Source organism: Alteromonas sp. I10, assembly GCF_003201515.1.
Classification (GTDB): domain Bacteria; phylum Pseudomonadota; class Gammaproteobacteria; order Enterobacterales; family Alteromonadaceae; genus Alteromonas; species Alteromonas macleodii.
The window spans coordinates 815499-833737 of the sequence record NZ_QJJN01000001.1 but is presented as its reverse complement, the minus strand read 5'-3'; the positions used below and the strand labels follow the sequence as shown (position 1 = coordinate 833737).

The following is an 18239-nucleotide window of genomic DNA, read 5'->3' as shown; positions in this document are numbered from 1 at the left end:
AACGGCTGTACGAAAACAGAGTTAGATACAATGAAAAGAATGTTAATTAATGCAACTCAGCAAGAAGAGTTGCGCGTTGCTCTTGTCGATGGGCAACGGTTGTATGATTTAGATATAGAAAGTCCAGGACACGAGCAGAAAAAAGCGAACATCTACAAAGGTAAAATTACCCGCGTTGAACCCAGCTTAGAAGCTGCTTTTGTTGACTACGGTGCAGAGCGCCATGGCTTCCTACCCCTCAAAGAAATTGCCCGCACTTACTTCCCTAAAGGTTACAAATTCGAAGGCCGCCCTAACATCAAAGATGTGATTAAAGAAGGCCAAGAAGTAATTGTTCAAATTGATAAAGAAGAGCGCGGCCAAAAAGGCGCTGCATTAACTACATTCTTATCGCTTGCAGGCAGTTACCTAGTACTTATGCCAAACAACCCTCGCGCTGGCGGTATTTCACGCCGAATAGAGGGCGACGAGCGTACAGAGCTTAAAGAGTCACTAAGCAAATTGGACCTTCCTGAAGGTATGGGTTTGATTGTTCGCACTGCGGGCGTTGGCAAATCTTACGAAGAGCTAGAATGGGATTTAAAAGTCTTGCTTACCCATTGGGAAGCTATCTCTAGCGTTGCTGAAGAACGTGAAGCCCCTTTCTTGATTCACCAGGAAAGTAACGTAATTGTTCGTGCTATCCGCGACTACCTACGTCGCGATATTGGCGAAATCCTTATCGATAAAACCAGTATTTATGAGCAAGCTTTACAGCACATTCAATTAGTGCGCCCTGACTTTGCAAACCGCGTAAAGCTCTATCGTGGTGAAGTGCCGTTATTTAGTCACTACCAAATCGAAAGCCAAATTGAGTCTGCATTCCAACGCGAAGTGCGTTTGCCTTCTGGCGGCTCAATTGTTATCGACCCAACAGAAGCACTAACCTCTATAGATATTAACTCTGCCCGTGCAACAAAAGGTGGTGATATTGAAGAGACAGCGCTTAACACAAACCTAGAAGCGGCAGACGAGATTGCCCGTCAACTGCGTCTTCGTGACCTAGGTGGATTGGTTGTAATCGACTTCATTGATATGACGCCAGTACGTCACCAACGTGAAGTTGAAAACCGCATGAAAGACGCGGTGAGAAGCGACAGAGCACGAGTACAATTGGGTCGTATTTCTCGCTTTGGCCTTTTGGAAATGTCTCGCCAGCGTTTACGCCCTTCTTTAGGCGAATCAGCGCATCACGTGTGTCCTCGCTGTTCTGGTCACGGTACCATTCGTGGCACTGAGTCTTTGGCACTGTCTATTCTTCGTATTTTGGAAGAAGAGAGCATTAAAGAAAACACGGGGCAAATTGAAGCGCAGTTGCCTGTTCCAGTTGCGACCTATCTACTTAACGAAAAGCGTAAGTCAATTCAGCTTCTCGAAAAGCGTCACGGCGTAGATTTACTGCTTATTCCTAATGCAAACCTAGATACACCGCACTACCAGGTATTACGCAGACGTCCAGATGACGTTATATCTGAAGCGAGTTACGACGTAGAGTTAATGCCTGCGGTAGAAGCTGAGACGGAAACAACGACTTCTGCACCGGTTAAGCGTGAAGAGCCAGCACTGAAAGGCCTTGTTGCACCAACGGCTGCACCTGTAGTTGCGCCAAAAAAAGAAACAGCAAAGAAAGCCGACGATGTGCCTTCACTATTTGCCCGATTTGGCAAATGGATTAGTGATTTATTCGGTAGCGAAAGCGAAGAAGAAACCAATAAAGACAAGAAGCCACAGTCTGGTAATAAAAATAGAAACAACCGCAGCCGCAATAACGACGATCGTCGCCGCAAGCCGCGCAACAAGAACAATCGTCGTGGCAATCAGTCTCAAAACAGAGACCAAGGTAAAGACCAAAATCGCGATGGTGAGCAGAATGATAATCGCAAACCGCGCGGCGATCAGCAGCGAGACCAGCGCCAAGATCAAGATGATAAGCGCAATAACAAAGGTCGTAAGCCTCGTAAGGCACAACAACCTCGCGATGAGCAACAAAAGCCTAAGCACGAGAAGCAAGACGGCGAGCAGCAAGAAAACCAAGCGCAGAAGAAGCGTGAAGTTGCTGAACGCAGAAAACGTCGTGACAAGCGCCGCAGCGTCCGTGTGAAGAAAGATGACAACGGGGCAACTACTGTTGAACAAAACGAAGCCCAGGCTGCGCCAGTAGTTAAAGAAGCGCCATCGCAGCACAAAGCTAAAGCTGACGCCAAGCCTAAAGCGCCGAAAGCAGAGTCACCGGTTGAAAACACTGCTGAACAGAAGAAGGATGAGCAAAAGCCAGCAGCCAAAGCCGCGCAAAAGCCAGCGGATAAACCTGCTGAAGCGAAGCCAGTATCGGATGCTGTTAAGGGTGAAGATGACTCATCAGCGGTAACTAGTGATGCCGTTGACGGCACTGATGCAAATACCGACGCTAACAGTGAAGAGCATGGTCAAAAACGTGAAGGCCGTGGCCGTTCACGCCGCTCTCCACGTCACGTTCGTGCGGCTGGTCAACGTCGTAAGAAAGAGTCGCAGCAAGTTGACGATTCAGACACGCAAGCTAAACAGCCTGGTGAGTTGTCACCGCAGCAGCCAGGAGCAGAAGTTGAAGCGACAGCTAAGACATATGCGCCTGTTGTCGAAGAAACACAAGCAAAAGAGCCTGGCCAACTAGCGCCAGCTGAAGAGCAACCTGTTTCTAAGCAAGAGAAAGCAAAACTTGACGTTGAAGCCGTTCAGGACGAACTTCAGTTTGATGCAGAGCCTTTAGCGGGTAAAGAGCCTTCAGCGGATGCAGAGCCTTCAGCGAGTAAAGAACCTTCAGCGGATGCAGAGCCTTCAGCGGGAAATAAGCCTTCAGCGGATGCAGAGCCGTCAGCGAACGATAAACCTTCGGAAGCTGTAGACTCAACTGATGAAGTAACGTCAGCAGACGATAACGCGACAACTGAAGCTAAACCGGCTAAAGAAGCTCAAACTTCAGTGCAAGAAAGCAACGTTGAAGAAACAGCTCCGGCAGCACAAGCGGAACCGGCAGTTGAAGCTAAAACAACGCAAGCTGATACGGCGCCAGAAGCTAAAGACGAAGCAACAGCATCGCCAGAGCAAGTTGAAATAAACTTGGCTGACGCACCTGTAGTTGCAGAACCAGAAGCACAGGTGCAAGAAGCGAAAGCAGATACGCCAGCGGCTAAAGAAGAAGCTGAACCAACAGCAGCGCCTTCTTCGAGCCTAGCAGCGAGTGGCAAAGGAAAGCGTGGTGCATCGCACCCTATGGCATTGCCTGCAGCAGTAAACGACGCATTTGTTGATGTAGCGCTTACCGCTAAAGCTGACGACACACGACCTGCACTCGCAGTATCGGGTAAAACTGCAGCGATGTCGCACGTAACGTCACGTGCATCAGCAGTAACAACGCTTCCTCAGTCGGTAGATGACGTTGCCGAAGTAGCAGCAGTGGCTGAATAATTTTCAGTCGCTAGTGCGCTACTAGCTAATTGATGTAAAAGCCGCTTTCGAGCGGCTTTTTTGTTTGCTAGTGTACGTTTAACATCGAGTCCGAGTTGAGAATAAAATGTCAGATACGGTAAACCAGCAGTATATAGATTGGTTAAGCCAAGTATGTAGCGCGCAAGTATTAGACACACAAATGATTCAACCTCTTTGGAGTGGCTACGGTGCGTGCTTTCGTGCCACTTTGGGCTATCCCAATAGTACTTTTTCAAAGAACCAAGACGAGAGTAGCCCTTTCCAAGAAAGCCAGTATCACCAAGCTCAACAAAACCCACTTGGCGCGCAACAAGGTGGAGACGAAGCAGCGCTAAAAGTAGTCGTGAAATGCGCCACTCCGCCACGCAGGCTCTCACACCCTAAAGGCTGGAATGGTGAAGCTAGCCACAACCGTAAGTGCCAATCTTTTAAGGTAGAGAACTGTTTTTATAGCGACGTTCAAGTCCAAACTGATGCGTCGTGCCGCACAGCTAAATGCTTAGGGCACAGCCAACAGGGCGAAGCCTCCCTTCTTGTTATGGAAGACTTAGCACACAGCGGCTATTCTCGCACGGCCTCTTCACTTACCGCTGCGCAATGCATCACTGTTCTAAAATGGCTTGCCAACTTTCATGCACGCTTTGTCAATAAGAGAGATGAATTTGATAGCCGAAGTTTACAATTATGGCCTGAAGGCACTTATTGGCACTTGGCAACCCGTGAAGATGAGTTCAACGCCATGTCGGATGGATTACTAAAGCAACATGCTGTCGATATATCTACCACGTTAGGCAACGCTCACTATCACACTTTGGTGCACGGCGATGCTAAAGTGGCTAACTTTTGTTTTACCGAAGATTTTTCTGACTGTGCAGCTGTCGACTTTCAGTACGTGGGTTATGGCGCAGGCATAAAGGACGTGGCGTATTTTTTGGGCAGTGCCCTATCAACCCAAACCCACATGAAACATCGTGATGCATTGCTCGATAACTACTTTCAAGCGCTCGAAGATGCGCTACACACTCGATTGGCTAACAATGATAGTTCGGCTTGTTTCAAGCGTGCTGATATTGCGCTTATCATTGCTGAATGGAAGTACCTGTACCCCTTCGCCTGCGCTGACTTTTATCGGTTCTTAGCGGGTTGGAGCCCCGAACACTGGAAAATAGATGAAGAGCTCCAATATCAAACAGATATTGCCTTGTCTATTCTTGAGCGCACGGCTTAAACGATTGCGTTTTCATAGTGATCACGACTTTTATGAACGTGCTTTTTTTCTCTCTCGCGCCCTTTTTTACGTTCTATTTCTACACCAATTCAGACGACATGTCGCTGGTAGCCCATCTGCTCTGACTTACTATTTTATTGCCGTGAAACTGCACCATTAAATTACATTTAGCGTATATAGTGACAGATAATCATAACGCTGCTGCCAATGTACAAACGTAAACTCTACCTTTTTGGGCTACTTTCCACTTTTATTCTGTTGATTGCTTTAGCCAGTGCAGCCATATCTGCGCATTTAACGCGCACTAACTTAGCGCAAGCTCAACTCGCTCAATCCCTGCTGTCAGAGCACCAGCAGTTATCAAGTATTTCCTACAGGCTTTTCAAACAGCTAACCGATGAGCTTATATTTGGCAAGAATGCGAACCAAGCGAAAGTGAGAAACAAACAACAACAGATAGAAAACTCGTTGAACCGTATAAAATCTCTGGAACTTGCTCAACGCGAAGCACTAGGGCTTGAGGCAACACTAGGAAGTGTTGAAGATACCGATGAACTTGAAGCGCTGATTCAAGGCATCGTGGAAGAGTTTAGAGCTATTGCGCTAAGTAACGACAGTACTCCACTTAATCAACAGCAGCGCCTTCAAACATTACTTGAAGTAACTATCGACAACCAGTTTAGGGAGGCCATCAACTCTGCAGTAAACCGCCAAACAGGCGTTGTATCGCGCATTAACGCTAGCATTGAAACGCTAAACAGCAGCATTGTGTGGTTTACTATCAGTTTAGGCCTTATCACCTGTCCTTTCATTCTGCTGGGTTGTTATTGGCTATTTAATGCCCTGTATCAGCCGCTTACAGTTATTCGCACGGGTACCGATGCCATTGCCTCGGGAAACTACCACTATCGATTGCCTGAAACCCTGGATAGCGAATTTACTGACTTGGTCAAAGCACTAAATTCCATGATAGCGCGACTACAAGAACACGAAGACCAGGCTGATGCCCATCGTAAGCACTTAGAGTTTGAAGTGGAGAGCCGAACCCGGGCTTTAAAAGAAGCCAACAATAAACTCACTCAGCTGGACGCAAAGCGCCGACAATTTATGGCTGATGTAAGTCACGAATTGCGCACGCCGTTAACCATTATTCGTGGCGAAGCGCAGGTAACCCTTAGGCAGGCTGCGGCTAGCAACGAGATTTATAAAGAAACGCTAGAAACCATACTTGAGCAAGCCGTGAACTTAAGTAAGTTGGTTGATGATTTGCTGCTGCTAGCGCGTGCCGAGATGCACGAATTTACTGTAGATCTGGTTAAATCTGACTTACATAACCTGCTTACACAAAATATGGCGTTATGGCAAAAGCTCACAAAGCCAAGAGACTTAGATCTTAAATGGCTTGCCAATAATGAGGTCCAAGTGCTCATCGACAAAGACAGAATTGTGCAGGTACTGACCATCCTTATAGAAAACGCGCACAAATATTCTTATCCCGATACGCCCATTGTGCTGCGCGTTGAGAGCGAAGGCCCGAATATCAACGTATCGGTCATTGATAGCGGTGAAGGCATTTCTTCAAGTGATTTGCAGCACGTTTTTGAACGCTTCGTTAGGTTAAAGCGCAAAGGCAATGGAATGGGGCTAGGTTTGTCTATCGCTAAAGCGATAGCAGAAGCCCACCACGGTACATTGAGTGCGCATTCTACATTAGGTAAAGGCTCGCAGTTCACGTTGACGCTGCCAGTTTTACAAGACCATGCGACTAGGGCCTGATGACCGTTGCTGTACATTTTTACAGCGGTCAACAGGCCCCAATAACAACCGTTAAGTAACTTCGAACGACTAGGATCATAACAACAATGAAAATTCTTATTGCTGATGACGAAGCCCCCTTGCTACGCTTTCTATCACGAGGCTTAAGCGCTGAAGGTTTTGAGTGCATCGAAGAGTCGGCATTACACAACTTAGTCACGCGCATTCGTCATGAAGCCCCTGCTATTATTGTACTTGATCGCATGTTTGGTGATGAAGATAGCGTAGAGCTGCTGCCCGCAATCAAGTCGCTTCCCCATGCCCCTATGGTTTTGTTACTAACCGCGGTGGACGAAGTACGCGAGCGCGTGAATGGTTTAAAACAAGGCGCGGATGACTATTTGTGCAAGCCATTTGACTTTGACGAACTACTTGCGCGCATAACGGCCTTAAGCCGAAGAGTGACGAATACACCGGTTGCCCAATTAGGCCTCACCATCGGACCGTTAAACATCGATGACGAGTCACGTATTGCGACATTGTCTGGGGAAGAGATTTCACTCACCAAACTAGAATACGACATGCTCTACTACTTCGCAGAAAATGCTGAAAAAGTGCTGTCTCGAGAACGCATATTAAGTCGAGTATGGCGAAGTCACAGCGATCCGTTAACTAATGTTGTTGATGTGTATATCAGTAGGCTGCGACAAAAGCTTCACAGCAGTGATGCCATATTTATTGAAACTCTGAGAGGCAACGGCTATCGGTTGACCACCAGAAAATAGTCGTTTCGTCTCATTAGCTATTGCATTCATGTGTTATCCCGCCTAATTTGAACACTCGTTCAAATTTTATAAAGGATAATTATGGCTCGCTCACCTTCTTCATTACTCTCAAGGCTCTGTTGCGCAACCGCTGTAGGCATTAGTCTATTGTCATCACCAGTCTTCGCTCAGACAGACACCAGAGGTGCCGCGCAGCCTGATAAGAATACAGCAATGTCTGCACGGGAATTGCGAGCACCAAAGGTTATCTTTTTCGATGTTAATGAGACCTTACTTGACCTCACCGCCATGCGCAGCTCGGTAGGCGAAGCCTTGGGCGGTCGAGATGATTTGTTGCCACTGTGGTTCTCTACTATGCTGCATCATTCACTGGTTGATTCAACGACTGGCCGCTTTCATACCTTTGGAGAAATTGGCGTTGCCTCCTTGCTGATGGTGGCTGAAATTGAAGGTATTGAATTGACCAAAGCGCAAGCGAAAACGGCAATTGTCACGCCATTGCGAAGCCTACCACCCCATCCTGACGTGCGCGATGGCTTACAGGCACTTAAAAACAAGGGTTATAAACTAGTAAGCCTTACCAACTCGTCTAATCAAGGCGTATATACTCAATTTAAGAATGCTGATCTTTTGTCTTATTTCGACGAGCGACTAAGTGTAGAAGACATTAACTTATATAAGCCCGATACACGCACGTATGAGTGGGCTATTGAAAAAATGGGTATAGCAGCAGAAGACGCTATGTTAGTGGCGGCCCACGGTTGGGATGTTGCTGGTGCTAAACAGGCAGGCTGGCAAGCCGCGTTCATTGCACGCCCCGGTAAGGTACTTTACCCGTTAGCAATAGCGCCTGACACGGTGGTAAGCGGACTAGATGAATTAGTCTCCCAATTACCCGATGCCAAATAAGCGTTAGGGTTGATGGTATCTAGGTGCACATAAAAGCACAGCTTAAAGGTTGGCACGGGTAAACATAATTACTAGGTTAAACGCCTGGGCCATAAAAGGTCATGCAAACCAATATTTCGAGCTAGGCACGGAGCTACGCTGTTGCCGTGCCTGCTCTTTTCATATCGATGTGAGGAATATCGTCTTCCAAGTACATAGTCGAAGTGGCTTCAAACCCAAAACCTTCATAAAACCGTTTTAAATACTCTTGCGCGCCAATTTCAATATCACAGCCTGGCCATAACGCCTCACAATGATCAATGGCTTCACGCATAAGTGCTCTGCCCGCCCCTTTACCTCTGAAAGCTTCGCTGGTAGCTACTCGACCGATACTCACCGATGGATAACTAACCCCTTCGCCAAGTAATCGTGCACACGCTACCAATTTGTTATCTTGAAACCCCATTAAATGATGAGTTTTTGGATGGCGGTCTTTTTCGTCAAGCTCCGGATAGGCACAGTTTTGCTCAACGACAAAAACATCGACACGCAGCTTGAGCAAGTCGAAGAGTTGATGATTAGTCAGTTCATTAAATGTAAGTGATTGCCAGGAAACCATGTTGCCTCGATGATTTTTTATTATTAACGTTTGAGTAGCGCCTTTAACAGATCCTGTTAAAGTTATAGATGTCAAAATACAAATTTTAAGATGCCAATTTTAAAATGCTAACTTTAAAATCTCTGCGACGATAACGATTGGTTTAGTGTAACGCAACCCATTTTACCCACAACTTATGCTGCAGCCTGAGCACCACACGCGTAGGCCAAGATACTCTGGATTATTCAGGCCCTAGGGTTAAGGTACTCGTTGTTCGCCAACCCTGCCTTGACATAGTCAATGAACATTTTAACCTTAGTAAGGTTCCTACGCCCTTCAACACTTACCACCTGTATAGGCAACTTTTTGTCTTCCACATCTTCTAACAAACTTACCAAATCACCACTTCTAAGTGCTTCTGCAACCTGATAGGACATCAACCGAACAACCCCAACGCCTGCAATGGCGGCGTTAATAGCCGCTCTGTTTTGGTTGGATTGAAAACGAGGTGTGAGCTTAATGGCAATAGGTCTGCCGTTTTTGTGATACGTCCATACCGCTGGCTCGTTAAAGCGCGTCGGATAAAGCACACTATGCCGTTTTAAATCTTCTGGCTTTTTTATGGCCGGGCTACTCGCCAAGTAGCTAGGCGCCGCACAGGTTACACGCCGTACGTATCCTACCGTAACACCGTAAAGCGAGGAGTCTTTCGGGTTACCTATACGTATTGCTACATCCATATTGCTATCAATTAGATTCACCACATCGTCGTGAAAATGCCCGTTAACCCTAATGTCGGGATAGTCCTTAAGGAATTGGGATATTATTGGCGTTACATAACGTTCGCCGAACAAAATGGGGGCCGTGATATTAAGCTCACCTTTGGGCACTAAATCAATGCCAGACACAGCAGCTTCACATTGCTCAATATCTGCCAGTATACGTGAAACATGAATAAGGTAATGTTCACCAACCTCACTCAATTTCACTTGCCGCGTTGTGCGATGAAAAAGTCGAGTATTTAACTGTGCCTCTAAATGCGCAATACACCGAGTAACCGCAGGCGCTGACATCGACATCGCGTCTGCAGCTCCTACAAAGCTTCCCGACTTAGCAGCCTCTGCAAACACTCTCATGCACAAAAGCTTGTCCATATTATTTCACTCAATGAAATTATAAATTTCAAAAATAGCTAATTATTAAATAAAAGGAAAGTTCTAGTATCGCTATCAGCTTTTACACGTTTTCGTTCAGGTTAACGTTTTTACACTACAGCCCAATGCCTACAGGAGTTATTTATGAGACCACCGCTTCCCCCCTTTTCACCTGAAACCGCAGCGCAAAAAGTGCGCCTTGCTGAAGACGCATGGAACACCAAAGATGCGGTAAAAGTTGCAGGTGCTTATACCTTTGACTGCCGTTGGCGCAACCGAGCAGAATTTATTGAAGGACGTGCTCAAATAGTGAGTTTTTTGACGAGAAAGTGGAACAAAGAGCTGAACTATAAATTAGTAAAAGAGCTATGGGCATTCAACGCAAACCGCATAGCAGTGCGCTTTGCATACGAGTACAAGGACGATTCTGGTCAATGGTATAGAGCTTACGGTAATGAAAATTGGCAGTTCAACCTTGATGGCCTTATGGAAAAACGTATTGCCAGTATCAACGAACATCCTATTTCAGAAAGTGACCGAAAGTTCACGTGGGATGGCGAACGACGCCCTGACGATTTTCCCACACTGTCCGAGCTTGAGCTGTAAACAATGTTGATAATAACACCCAACTAACCATTTCTATTGAGAGGATGAATTTATGACAAATCCAACAAGCAATACATTGCCAAAAAGCCCTATTGTTTTGATTCAAAACCCTAAATCTGGCCACTGCCACAAGGTTTCATTGTTTATGGCACTGAATGCCATCCCTTTCACAACCGTTGAGCCTGACATGGCCAAAGGCGAGCACAAGAGTGATCGCTTCAGCTCACTTAACGTGTTTAAACAAGTTCCCGTGATAACAGACGGTGATATCACGTTGGCTGACTCCAATGCCATTCTGGTTTATTTGATCCACGCATACGCAGACAGTGACTATTGGCTAGGAAAGGACGCCAAAGAAAAAGCGCTAATTCAACGCTGGCTATCAGTCTCAGCGGGTGAACTTGCTAAAGGGCCGGCCGCCGCGCGATTGGAATACGTATTTGGAGCAACTATTCATGTGCCCACAGTACTAGCCACCAGCGAGACGTTACTTGCAAACATGGAGGCTCATCTAGAAAACACGGTAAGTGCTTTTTTGGTTGGCGAACATGTTACCGCAGCAGACATCGCCATGTATTCGTATATAGCTCATGCCCCTGAAGGAGGAATATCGTTGTCCAAGTTTCCTCTTATCAATGCCTGGATAAATGCGGTTGAGAGTCTGGATAATTTTGTCCCAATGCCAGCGTCTGACATCGCACCAGCGCGCAATACCTGTCCGCATAGTTAATTGAGGTCGTTATGTCTCTACCTAAGCTATCATCCTTGAACCCAGCGTTTCATCAAGGCGAAATTGCACTGCAAAAAAAGCTGGAAATTGACAGGGAAATCGGTGAGCGGACGAATGGTTTTATCCGTAGCTTTATGCCGGAACAACACAGGCAGTTCTTTACATCCAGTCCGTTCACTGTTTTCGCCTTGGTAGACGAAAAAGGCCACCCTGTAGCCACGCCTGTTTGGGGAGAAGGAGATTTCATAGAAAGTCCCTCTGCTACCCAATTACGCTTTAGCCTACCAGTAGAAGTTTGGAATATGATGCAACACTCGTTAAATCTCGACGTGACTTCAGGCAGCAAAATTGGAATCGTCGGTATTGAATACGCTACAAGGCGAAGAAATCGGTTGAACGGTACGATAAGTCACGCAACTAATGAAAACCTTACGGTATTGGTAGATCAAAGTTTCGGTAACTGCCCCCAATACATTCACAAACGAACCACAGTCAAAAAACAACGTGCCGTTCAGACTGCCCCAATGAAAAATACAGTAGGTGCCGGTGATTCTACATTTTTTACTTCAACATCGAATGTGCTCACCCCAAGCGCACGCTCGCTGATATCAAGGGCTGAAACGTTTTTTATTGCCTCACGACATAAATCTTTAGGCCATGCAGCGAATGAAGGGCTAGACGTTTCTCACAGGGGGGGCAAAGCAGGCTTTGTTAAAGTGGAAGGGAATTCGTTAATCTTTCCCGATTTTAGCGGTAATAAATTCTTTAATACCTTGGGCAACATCTTGCTAGACCCACGCGTCGGTCTGTGTTTTTGGGATAATGAAACAGGTGACCTTCTGTTTATTAAAGCAAAGGCGAGTATCGAATCCCTCGAATCGAATATAACCGCATTTGAAGGTGCAGAGCGCTTTGTGTCTCTTTCGGTACTCTCGGTAACACATATTTCGGGTGTGTATCCCTACTCCCATGAGATCACAGACATGTCCCCCTATGCACTAAAGACAGGCGACTGGAAATAAGCGGTTAATTGATGAACCCTATCATCTAGTTAGCGTAATCAATTGGAATACCGTAACCAGAATGGTTACGCTGTTTAGACAAAAAGTCTTGGTTAGGTTTTGTAGACAAGGGCAAATGCCCGCGTAGACACAGGGGCAGAACATGAGTGATAAGCGTAACATCAAAACGTACAACAAACCCGCTGGCGGATGGGGAGCACTAAAGAGTGTAACCCAGAGCTGGATCCAAAGCGAAAAGCCACTTAAGAATCTACGAGCCATGCTCAAGACGAACCAAGACAAAGGCTTTGACTGCCCAGGCTGTGCGTGGGGTGAATCACCAGAAAGTGGTTTAGTGAAGTTTTGTGAAAATGGTGCTAAAGCAGTGAACTGGGAGTCTACCGGTCGCTATGTAGACCCAACATTTTTCTCAAAGTATTCGGTCGGCTCACTGAAAAAGCACACCGACTACTGGCTTGAGTCACAAGGGAGACTCACCCACCCTATGCGCTACAATGCTCAAGCAGACCATTACGAACCAGTATCATGGGACGATGCCTTCGCACTTATTGCCAAACACTTGAAGGGTTTACATTCCCCTCATCAGGCGGAGTTTTATACCTCCGGGCGGGCGAGTAATGAAGCCGCCTATTTATATCAGTTATTCGTGCGCGCATTTGGCACAAATAATTTTCCCGATTGTTCAAATATGTGCCACGAAGCGTCGGGGCAAGGTATGAAACCTACGATAGGCGTGGGCAAAGGCACAGTTACGTTCAATGATTTTGCAAAAGCAGACACCATTTTTGTTATCGGCCAAAATCCGGGAACTAACCACCCTCGCATGCTAGAACCTCTTCGTGAAGCAGTACGAAGAGGGGCGCAAGTGGTATGCTTCAACCCGTTAAAAGAGCGTGGCCTTGAACGATTTCAAAACCCGCAGCATCCCGTTGAAATGCTTACCAATGGCTCTGAGCCAACTAATACCGCCTATTTCAGGCCTGCTCTTGGTGGTGACATGGCGGTTATGCGCGGCATCGCAAAATGGCTGTTAACTTGGGAACAAGAAGCCAAAGCAAACAATGCTCCTCCCGTATTCGACCACGACTTTATTAACGCACATACCAATGGAATGGACGACTATTTGAGTACTGTTGAAGCGACGAGCTGGGAGCATATTGAAGCGCAGAGCGGTTTATCAAAAGACGAAATACGTCACGCGGCAACCATGTACAAACGTGGAGAGCGGGTGATCATGTGTTGGGCAATGGGGATCACCCAGCACAAGCACTCAGTAGCTACGGTTCAGGAAATAGTGAACGTTCAACTACTACGAGGAAACGTGGGCAAGCCTGGTGCAGGGCTTTCTCCCGTTCGTGGCCACAGCAATGTGCAGGGGGATAGAACTGTGGGTATTAACGAAGTCCCCCCCAAAGCATTGCTTGACGCACTAGAGAACAAGTTTAACTTCGCCGTTCCACGAGAAAGAGGTCACAATACGATTCAAGCTATCCAGGCTATGGAAAGTGGTGAATCCAAAGTTTTCATCGGCCTAGGCGGTAATTTCGCCCAGGCGACGCCAGATACGCCGCGTACTCACGCTGCGCTGTCACAATGCGACTTAACCGTTCATATCGCCACCAAATTAAATCGTTCTCACCTAACCACAGGTAAAGACGCGCTTATATTACCCTGCTTGGGACGTACTGAAATTGACATGCAGGCTAGCGGGCAACAAGGCGTGACTGTGGAAGATACGTTTTCTATGGTCCATATTTCTTATGGCCAACTTCCGCCAAGCTCTCCAGAACTTCGCTCTGAACCCGCTATTATTGCTGGTATCGCGAAGGCGACGTTAGGCAACACGCCGGTAGACTGGGACTTCTTAATAAGCGATTACGACAATATTCGTGAGCTCATTGCCGACACCATAGACGGTTTTAAAGACTTTAACACCAAACTCGCTCAACCAGGTGGTTTTCATTTAGGTAATGCAGCAGGTGAGAGACGCTGGTTAACACCATCGGGCAAAGCCGAGTTTGCTGCTAACGCCCTGCCTGATTCACTGTTAAATGCTGACCTCGTTGCGAAAGGTGAAGAGCCGGACCTCATTTTACAAACACTGCGCTCTCATGATCAGTACAACACAACTATTTATGGTATGGATGACCGCTACAGAAACGTGTTTGGCGCGCGGGACGTTCTGTTTGTCAATGAACGTGACATTAAGAAGCTGGGTTTTAACGATGGCGATAAAGTCGACATTACGTCAATGTGGAACGACGGCAAAACACGCCAAGTTAAACAGTTTATGTTGGTGGCTTACGACATCCCGCAAGGTCAAGCAGCAGCATATTACCCCGAAACCAATCCGTTAGTACCACTAGAAAGTTACGGTGATGGCACGTTCACACCAACATCGAAATTTATCGCGATCAAACTTTCGAAATCTGAATCAGATGGCCGAATAGCAGTCTCTGCGGTGTAAGTTTTTCTCTGCTTATCAGGTACTTATCAGTACAGACCCTTTGTTTCTAACTGGTTCGCTGCGCACTACTTTTCTTGCGGTGCGTAAGCTCTTGGAGGGTCATACTTAGGTACATGGATCAGGGTGAGACCGTAACGGCTTGCCCACTTTACTGATAAGGCTGTAGGAGCAGATAGCGTTACTACCAAAGGTAATTTAGCTCTTATCGCTTTTTGAACCAACTCTAAACTGCAGCGGCTTGTGAGCACAACAATACCTTCAGGTTGAAAGAGTTTTTTGGTGGTGATAGCACCAATTAATTTATCAAAAGCATTATGCCTTCCTATATCTTCTCGGCATGCCAGCACATTGCGCTTAGCATCAATGTAGAGCGCTCCATGCACCGCACCGCTCTGCTGAGCTAATGCTTGCGCATTAGATATAAGGCTTCGCAATCCTTTAAACCAGCTCACATCAGGCAAAGGCGATACATCAATAGACGTCAATTGAGGCAAAGCGTTGTCTAATGCCTCAACACCGCAGAGCCCACAGCCCGACGCCCCCGCCAATTGCCGTTTATTTTCCTTTAACTTCCAGAACGCCTGATTGGCAATTTCAACTTCCGCATTGATGTGTTCTTTGTGATGCGTCAATTCAATACCGTAAAGCTGGCGGGGATGTTCGATAATGTCGTTACTTAAACTGAAGCCCACAATGAAATCTTCAATGTCGTTTGGGGTTATCAGCATTACGGCATAATTAATACCGTTATAACTAATGCTTAAAGCGACTTCTTCGGCAAGGGCAAACTTTTGCGTATAGGGTGTAGCATCTAAAACTAATGCGTGCAGTTCAGTATTACTTTTCATGTGGCCAATCACCTGGAGTATTTACATTCAACCACTCTACGCCATCTTCATTGGACATATTTGCGAGACGCATTTTGCTATCCCTTTCATCTTTACGCGCTGTTTTTTTGAGGCCGGCTTCTTTAAGAGAAACTGCATTGAGAATTTCTAAAAATCCTACCACTCGTCTTTTACTTTGCTCAACTAGATAGTTGGCTAAGAGGGCTTTGGTGTCCTGAGTAACGGGTAAATAGAAAGGCAAAAAGCGTTTTTCCACATAACATGCCTTTTCAGCCTCTCGCCCTCGCGAAACTAATATTCTCAAAAGCTCGGGCGTCATCTGCGGCATGTCAACGGGAAGAACAAGTAGTTCACAAGGATTGCCATTGTGATTATCAGATTGAGATAGTGCGTCTAAAACAGCATGTACTCCGCTAAGCGGACCTACATCTTCAATTTTGTCATTCAAAAAGCCTGGCGCGTTGCGGCTAATTAACACTTTATCGCAACTCGCAGACTGTAAAAGTAACGAAGCATTATCGATGAGAGTACGGCCCTGATAACGCATAAGTGCTTTATCTTGCCCCATTCTACGCGATTGACCACCCGCAAGCACTAAACCGATGAGTGTCGTATTCACTTTACTCACTGCATATGCCTCCTTTATTGAAAATCTCCTCATATCCTTTTAAAAACTCAAAGCATTGCTTGGCGATGGGAGAACTGGGCTCGCCTTTTCGCATGATGAGCCCTAAAGGCGAAATGGTTTTACCATCGTCAACAGTAACATAGGCGAGTCCTAAATCATCATTGGCCTTTGCGACGTTGGTTGGAAGGATCGTACAACACATCCCCTTTTTCACTGCTTGCAGTAAACAATGAACCGAGTCTGATTCAATAACAGGCTCATTGTTCACGCCCACATTTGCCATGTTTAACGTGATTGACTGCCTAAAATGCATTGAAGGTGTTAATAACCCAAGTGGCAGTGATGAAAGAGACTGCCAGCTTAGGGTATCTTGCTCAAAGCAGTAATGATTAGGGTGATACAGCAACACCATTGGTGTAGCTTTAAACGGCAAAATATGGAAGTGTTGCGCGCTCATGCCTTCAAGGTAACAAAGACCCAGGTCAAGCTCGTTACGGTGTAGCGCGTTAACGATATACTCACTGCTATGTGTTTGTAAGGAAAACTGTAGTGCACTGTGCTGTTTTGAGAGGGTGTCAATAATGTCGATAGGATCGACACTCGCTAGAGGAACGGCACCGATCCGAAGTCGGCCAACTAAGGCACCTTTGCACGATGCAGCTTCCGCTTGTAATCCGTCACACGCCGCTAAGATATTCCTTGCCCATGCCAAAATTCTTTCACCTTCCGGCGTAAAGCCTTGGAATCTGTGGTTGCGAGCCACCAACTGAATGCCAAGCTCATCTTCTAAATTATGAAGACGTGAAGAAAGCGTGGGTTGTGTAACATTGCACGACTTAGCCGCTTTACCGAAGTGCTGCGTCTCATCTAACGCGACCAGAAACCGGAGCTGACGAATATCCAAAGACCAATACCTTAATCATGATAGATAGCTTCTATCATGATTCTACCAATGGAATGCTTGACTTGTAAGTACATTAAACGCATGTTTTTAGAATAAGCCAAAAATCCCAAAAATATGTGCACATACTGATTGATAGAAACTATCACTCAAGATTATTCGCCCAGCATAGATTTAGCATTTTGTTCTGCGCAAGCGCTTCGACGCTGCTAGACCGACATCGCCTGAAAAATTTGTAGACGACGTGTACTAGCGCCTGTTGACCTTTGATGATGCCTTCTTACAACAAGTCCCATTGAAAATAGAAATAGCCATACCGTTGCGGCTTCACTTACTGCATGAGTAACCGTAGTCAAATAGCCAATATCAGCAAACGACGCTACAGTGGTATCACTTAACGAAATTGGATATGGCCCCAAATACCCTGTCATTAAATCTGATGAACCACCAGGCCAAGGTTCGTCCCAGTGACTGTTGGCAGTGCCGGCTCCTCCCCCCAGTTCTACAGGAATAAATGTGGCGTTTTCCACAAACTCGCGGCGATAAATTTCCAAAGCGTACTCTCCGGTGTAACGCCCTGAACCGCTGACGTAGTTAGATTGGCTGCCCGCAATAAAAAAGTCGGTCGTCCACAATGTTCCAAATCCAATTACATGGGCCATCTCGTGTACGATGACATCAAAAAGGGTACCGCGATTTTCTAAGCTAGCAAGGTCTGCCGTATCAAAACGCATGCGGCCTTTATTTGCATAAACAAAAGTGCTGTCTGGTAGCTGAGTGATACCCGTTGGGCCAGCACTACCCAATATGCCACCCACACCATCAAGTGCAACGCCACTCGCATCTATAACAATATTGTGATTAAACTCGCTTTGAACGCCTATTAGGTAAGACTCCCAATAAGCGATTGCATCATCAAAAGCGCTGGATTGTGAAGGTGTTAAACCACCAAGATCGTTAATAGAAATTTTGAATAGTCCTGCATTTGCTGAAAAAGACACACACAACGACACCACAACACTGAAGAACCACTTAATTGAGACACCCATGGCACCCCTCCAAAACTAAGAAAAAACGTTCGATGCAAATAAAATGAGCAACGTAGGCCTGTTTATCTTTGCTGTA

At 46.3% G+C, this 18239-nt stretch carries 15 protein-coding genes; 9 read left to right on the top strand and 6 right to left on the bottom strand.

Annotation, left to right across the window (positions count from 1 at the left end; translation table 11 throughout):
• The first annotated feature begins 30 nt into the window (after positions 1-30).
• From rne to BZA03_RS03545, 5 genes are all read left to right on the top strand, one after another.
• Positions 31-3483, top strand: a complete 3453-nt coding sequence (rne, locus tag BZA03_RS03565) for a ribonuclease E (protein WP_110287993.1) — start codon at positions 31-33, stop codon at positions 3481-3483.
• A gap of 106 nt (positions 3484-3589) precedes the next feature.
• On the top strand, positions 3590-4732 hold the full coding sequence (locus BZA03_RS03560; protein ID WP_110287992.1) for an oxidoreductase family protein: 1143 nt from the start codon (positions 3590-3592) through the stop codon (positions 4730-4732).
• A gap of 207 nt (positions 4733-4939) precedes the next feature.
• Positions 4940-6508 (top strand): cell wall metabolism sensor histidine kinase WalK, encoded by a 1569-nt coding sequence (locus BZA03_RS03555; protein ID WP_110287991.1) that lies wholly within the window; start codon positions 4940-4942, stop codon positions 6506-6508.
• Between the two features lie 86 nt (positions 6509-6594).
• Entirely contained in the window at positions 6595-7272 is a 678-nt protein-coding gene (locus tag BZA03_RS03550; protein WP_110287990.1) for a response regulator transcription factor, read from the top strand.
• An 81-nt stretch (positions 7273-7353) separates the two neighbouring features.
• Positions 7354-8181, top strand: a complete 828-nt coding sequence (locus tag BZA03_RS03545; protein WP_110287989.1) for a haloacid dehalogenase type II — start codon at positions 7354-7356, stop codon at positions 8179-8181.
• Between the two features lie 133 nt (positions 8182-8314).
• Here the strand turns inward: BZA03_RS03545 and BZA03_RS03540 are convergent, their stop codons facing one another.
• A complete protein-coding gene (locus BZA03_RS03540; protein WP_039229671.1) occupies positions 8315-8779 on the bottom strand; it encodes a GNAT family N-acetyltransferase in 465 nt (154 codons plus the stop codon).
• A gap of 224 nt (positions 8780-9003) precedes the next feature.
• A complete protein-coding gene (locus BZA03_RS03535; protein ID WP_110287988.1) occupies positions 9004-9894 on the bottom strand; it encodes a LysR family transcriptional regulator in 891 nt (296 codons plus the stop codon).
• A 162-nt stretch (positions 9895-10056) separates the two neighbouring features.
• On the opposite strand from BZA03_RS03535, the gene BZA03_RS03530 reads away from it, so the two are divergent.
• The 4 genes from BZA03_RS03530 (at position 10057) to BZA03_RS03515 (ending at position 14737) form a co-directional block, all read left to right on the top strand.
• Positions 10057-10518 (top strand): nuclear transport factor 2 family protein, encoded by a 462-nt coding sequence (locus BZA03_RS03530; protein WP_014979105.1) that lies wholly within the window; start codon positions 10057-10059, stop codon positions 10516-10518.
• 52 nt (positions 10519-10570) lie between these two features.
• Positions 10571-11248, top strand: a complete 678-nt coding sequence (locus BZA03_RS03525) for a glutathione S-transferase family protein (protein WP_110287987.1) — start codon at positions 10571-10573, stop codon at positions 11246-11248.
• A gap of 11 nt (positions 11249-11259) precedes the next feature.
• On the top strand, positions 11260-12270 hold the full coding sequence (locus BZA03_RS03520) for a pyridoxamine 5'-phosphate oxidase family protein (protein ID WP_049589099.1): 1011 nt from the start codon (positions 11260-11262) through the stop codon (positions 12268-12270).
• Between the two features lie 142 nt (positions 12271-12412).
• The gene (locus tag BZA03_RS03515; protein ID WP_110287986.1) at positions 12413-14737 is read left to right on the top strand and encodes an FdhF/YdeP family oxidoreductase; all 2325 of its coding nucleotides are present in this window, start codon (positions 12413-12415) and stop codon (positions 14735-14737) included.
• A gap of 65 nt (positions 14738-14802) precedes the next feature.
• Here BZA03_RS03515 and fdhD read toward each other — a convergent pair whose 3' ends face one another.
• The 4 genes from fdhD to BZA03_RS03495 all read right to left on the bottom strand — a co-directional run bounded on the left by fdhD (position 14803) and on the right by BZA03_RS03495 (position 18163).
• Positions 14803-15585, bottom strand: coding sequence for a formate dehydrogenase accessory sulfurtransferase FdhD (gene fdhD, locus BZA03_RS03510; RefSeq protein WP_039229685.1), 783 nt, complete (start codon positions 15583-15585; stop codon positions 14803-14805).
• A complete protein-coding gene (locus BZA03_RS03505) occupies positions 15575-16213 on the bottom strand; it encodes a molybdenum cofactor guanylyltransferase (protein ID WP_110287985.1) in 639 nt (212 codons plus the stop codon). Before BZA03_RS03505 ends, fdhD begins: the two co-directional genes overlap by 11 nt.
• Positions 16206-17117 carry a LysR family transcriptional regulator gene (locus BZA03_RS03500; RefSeq protein ID WP_014976308.1) on the bottom strand — a complete coding sequence of 304 codons (912 nt, stop codon included), beginning with the start codon at positions 17115-17117 and terminating at the stop codon, positions 16206-16208. The genes BZA03_RS03505 and BZA03_RS03500 overlap by 8 nt, the downstream gene beginning before the upstream one ends.
• Positions 17118-17323: 206 nt before the next feature.
• Positions 17324-18163, bottom strand: coding sequence for a leishmanolysin-related zinc metalloendopeptidase (locus BZA03_RS03495; RefSeq protein WP_110287984.1), 840 nt, complete (start codon positions 18161-18163; stop codon positions 17324-17326).
• Between the last annotated feature and the right edge of the window lie 76 nt (positions 18164-18239).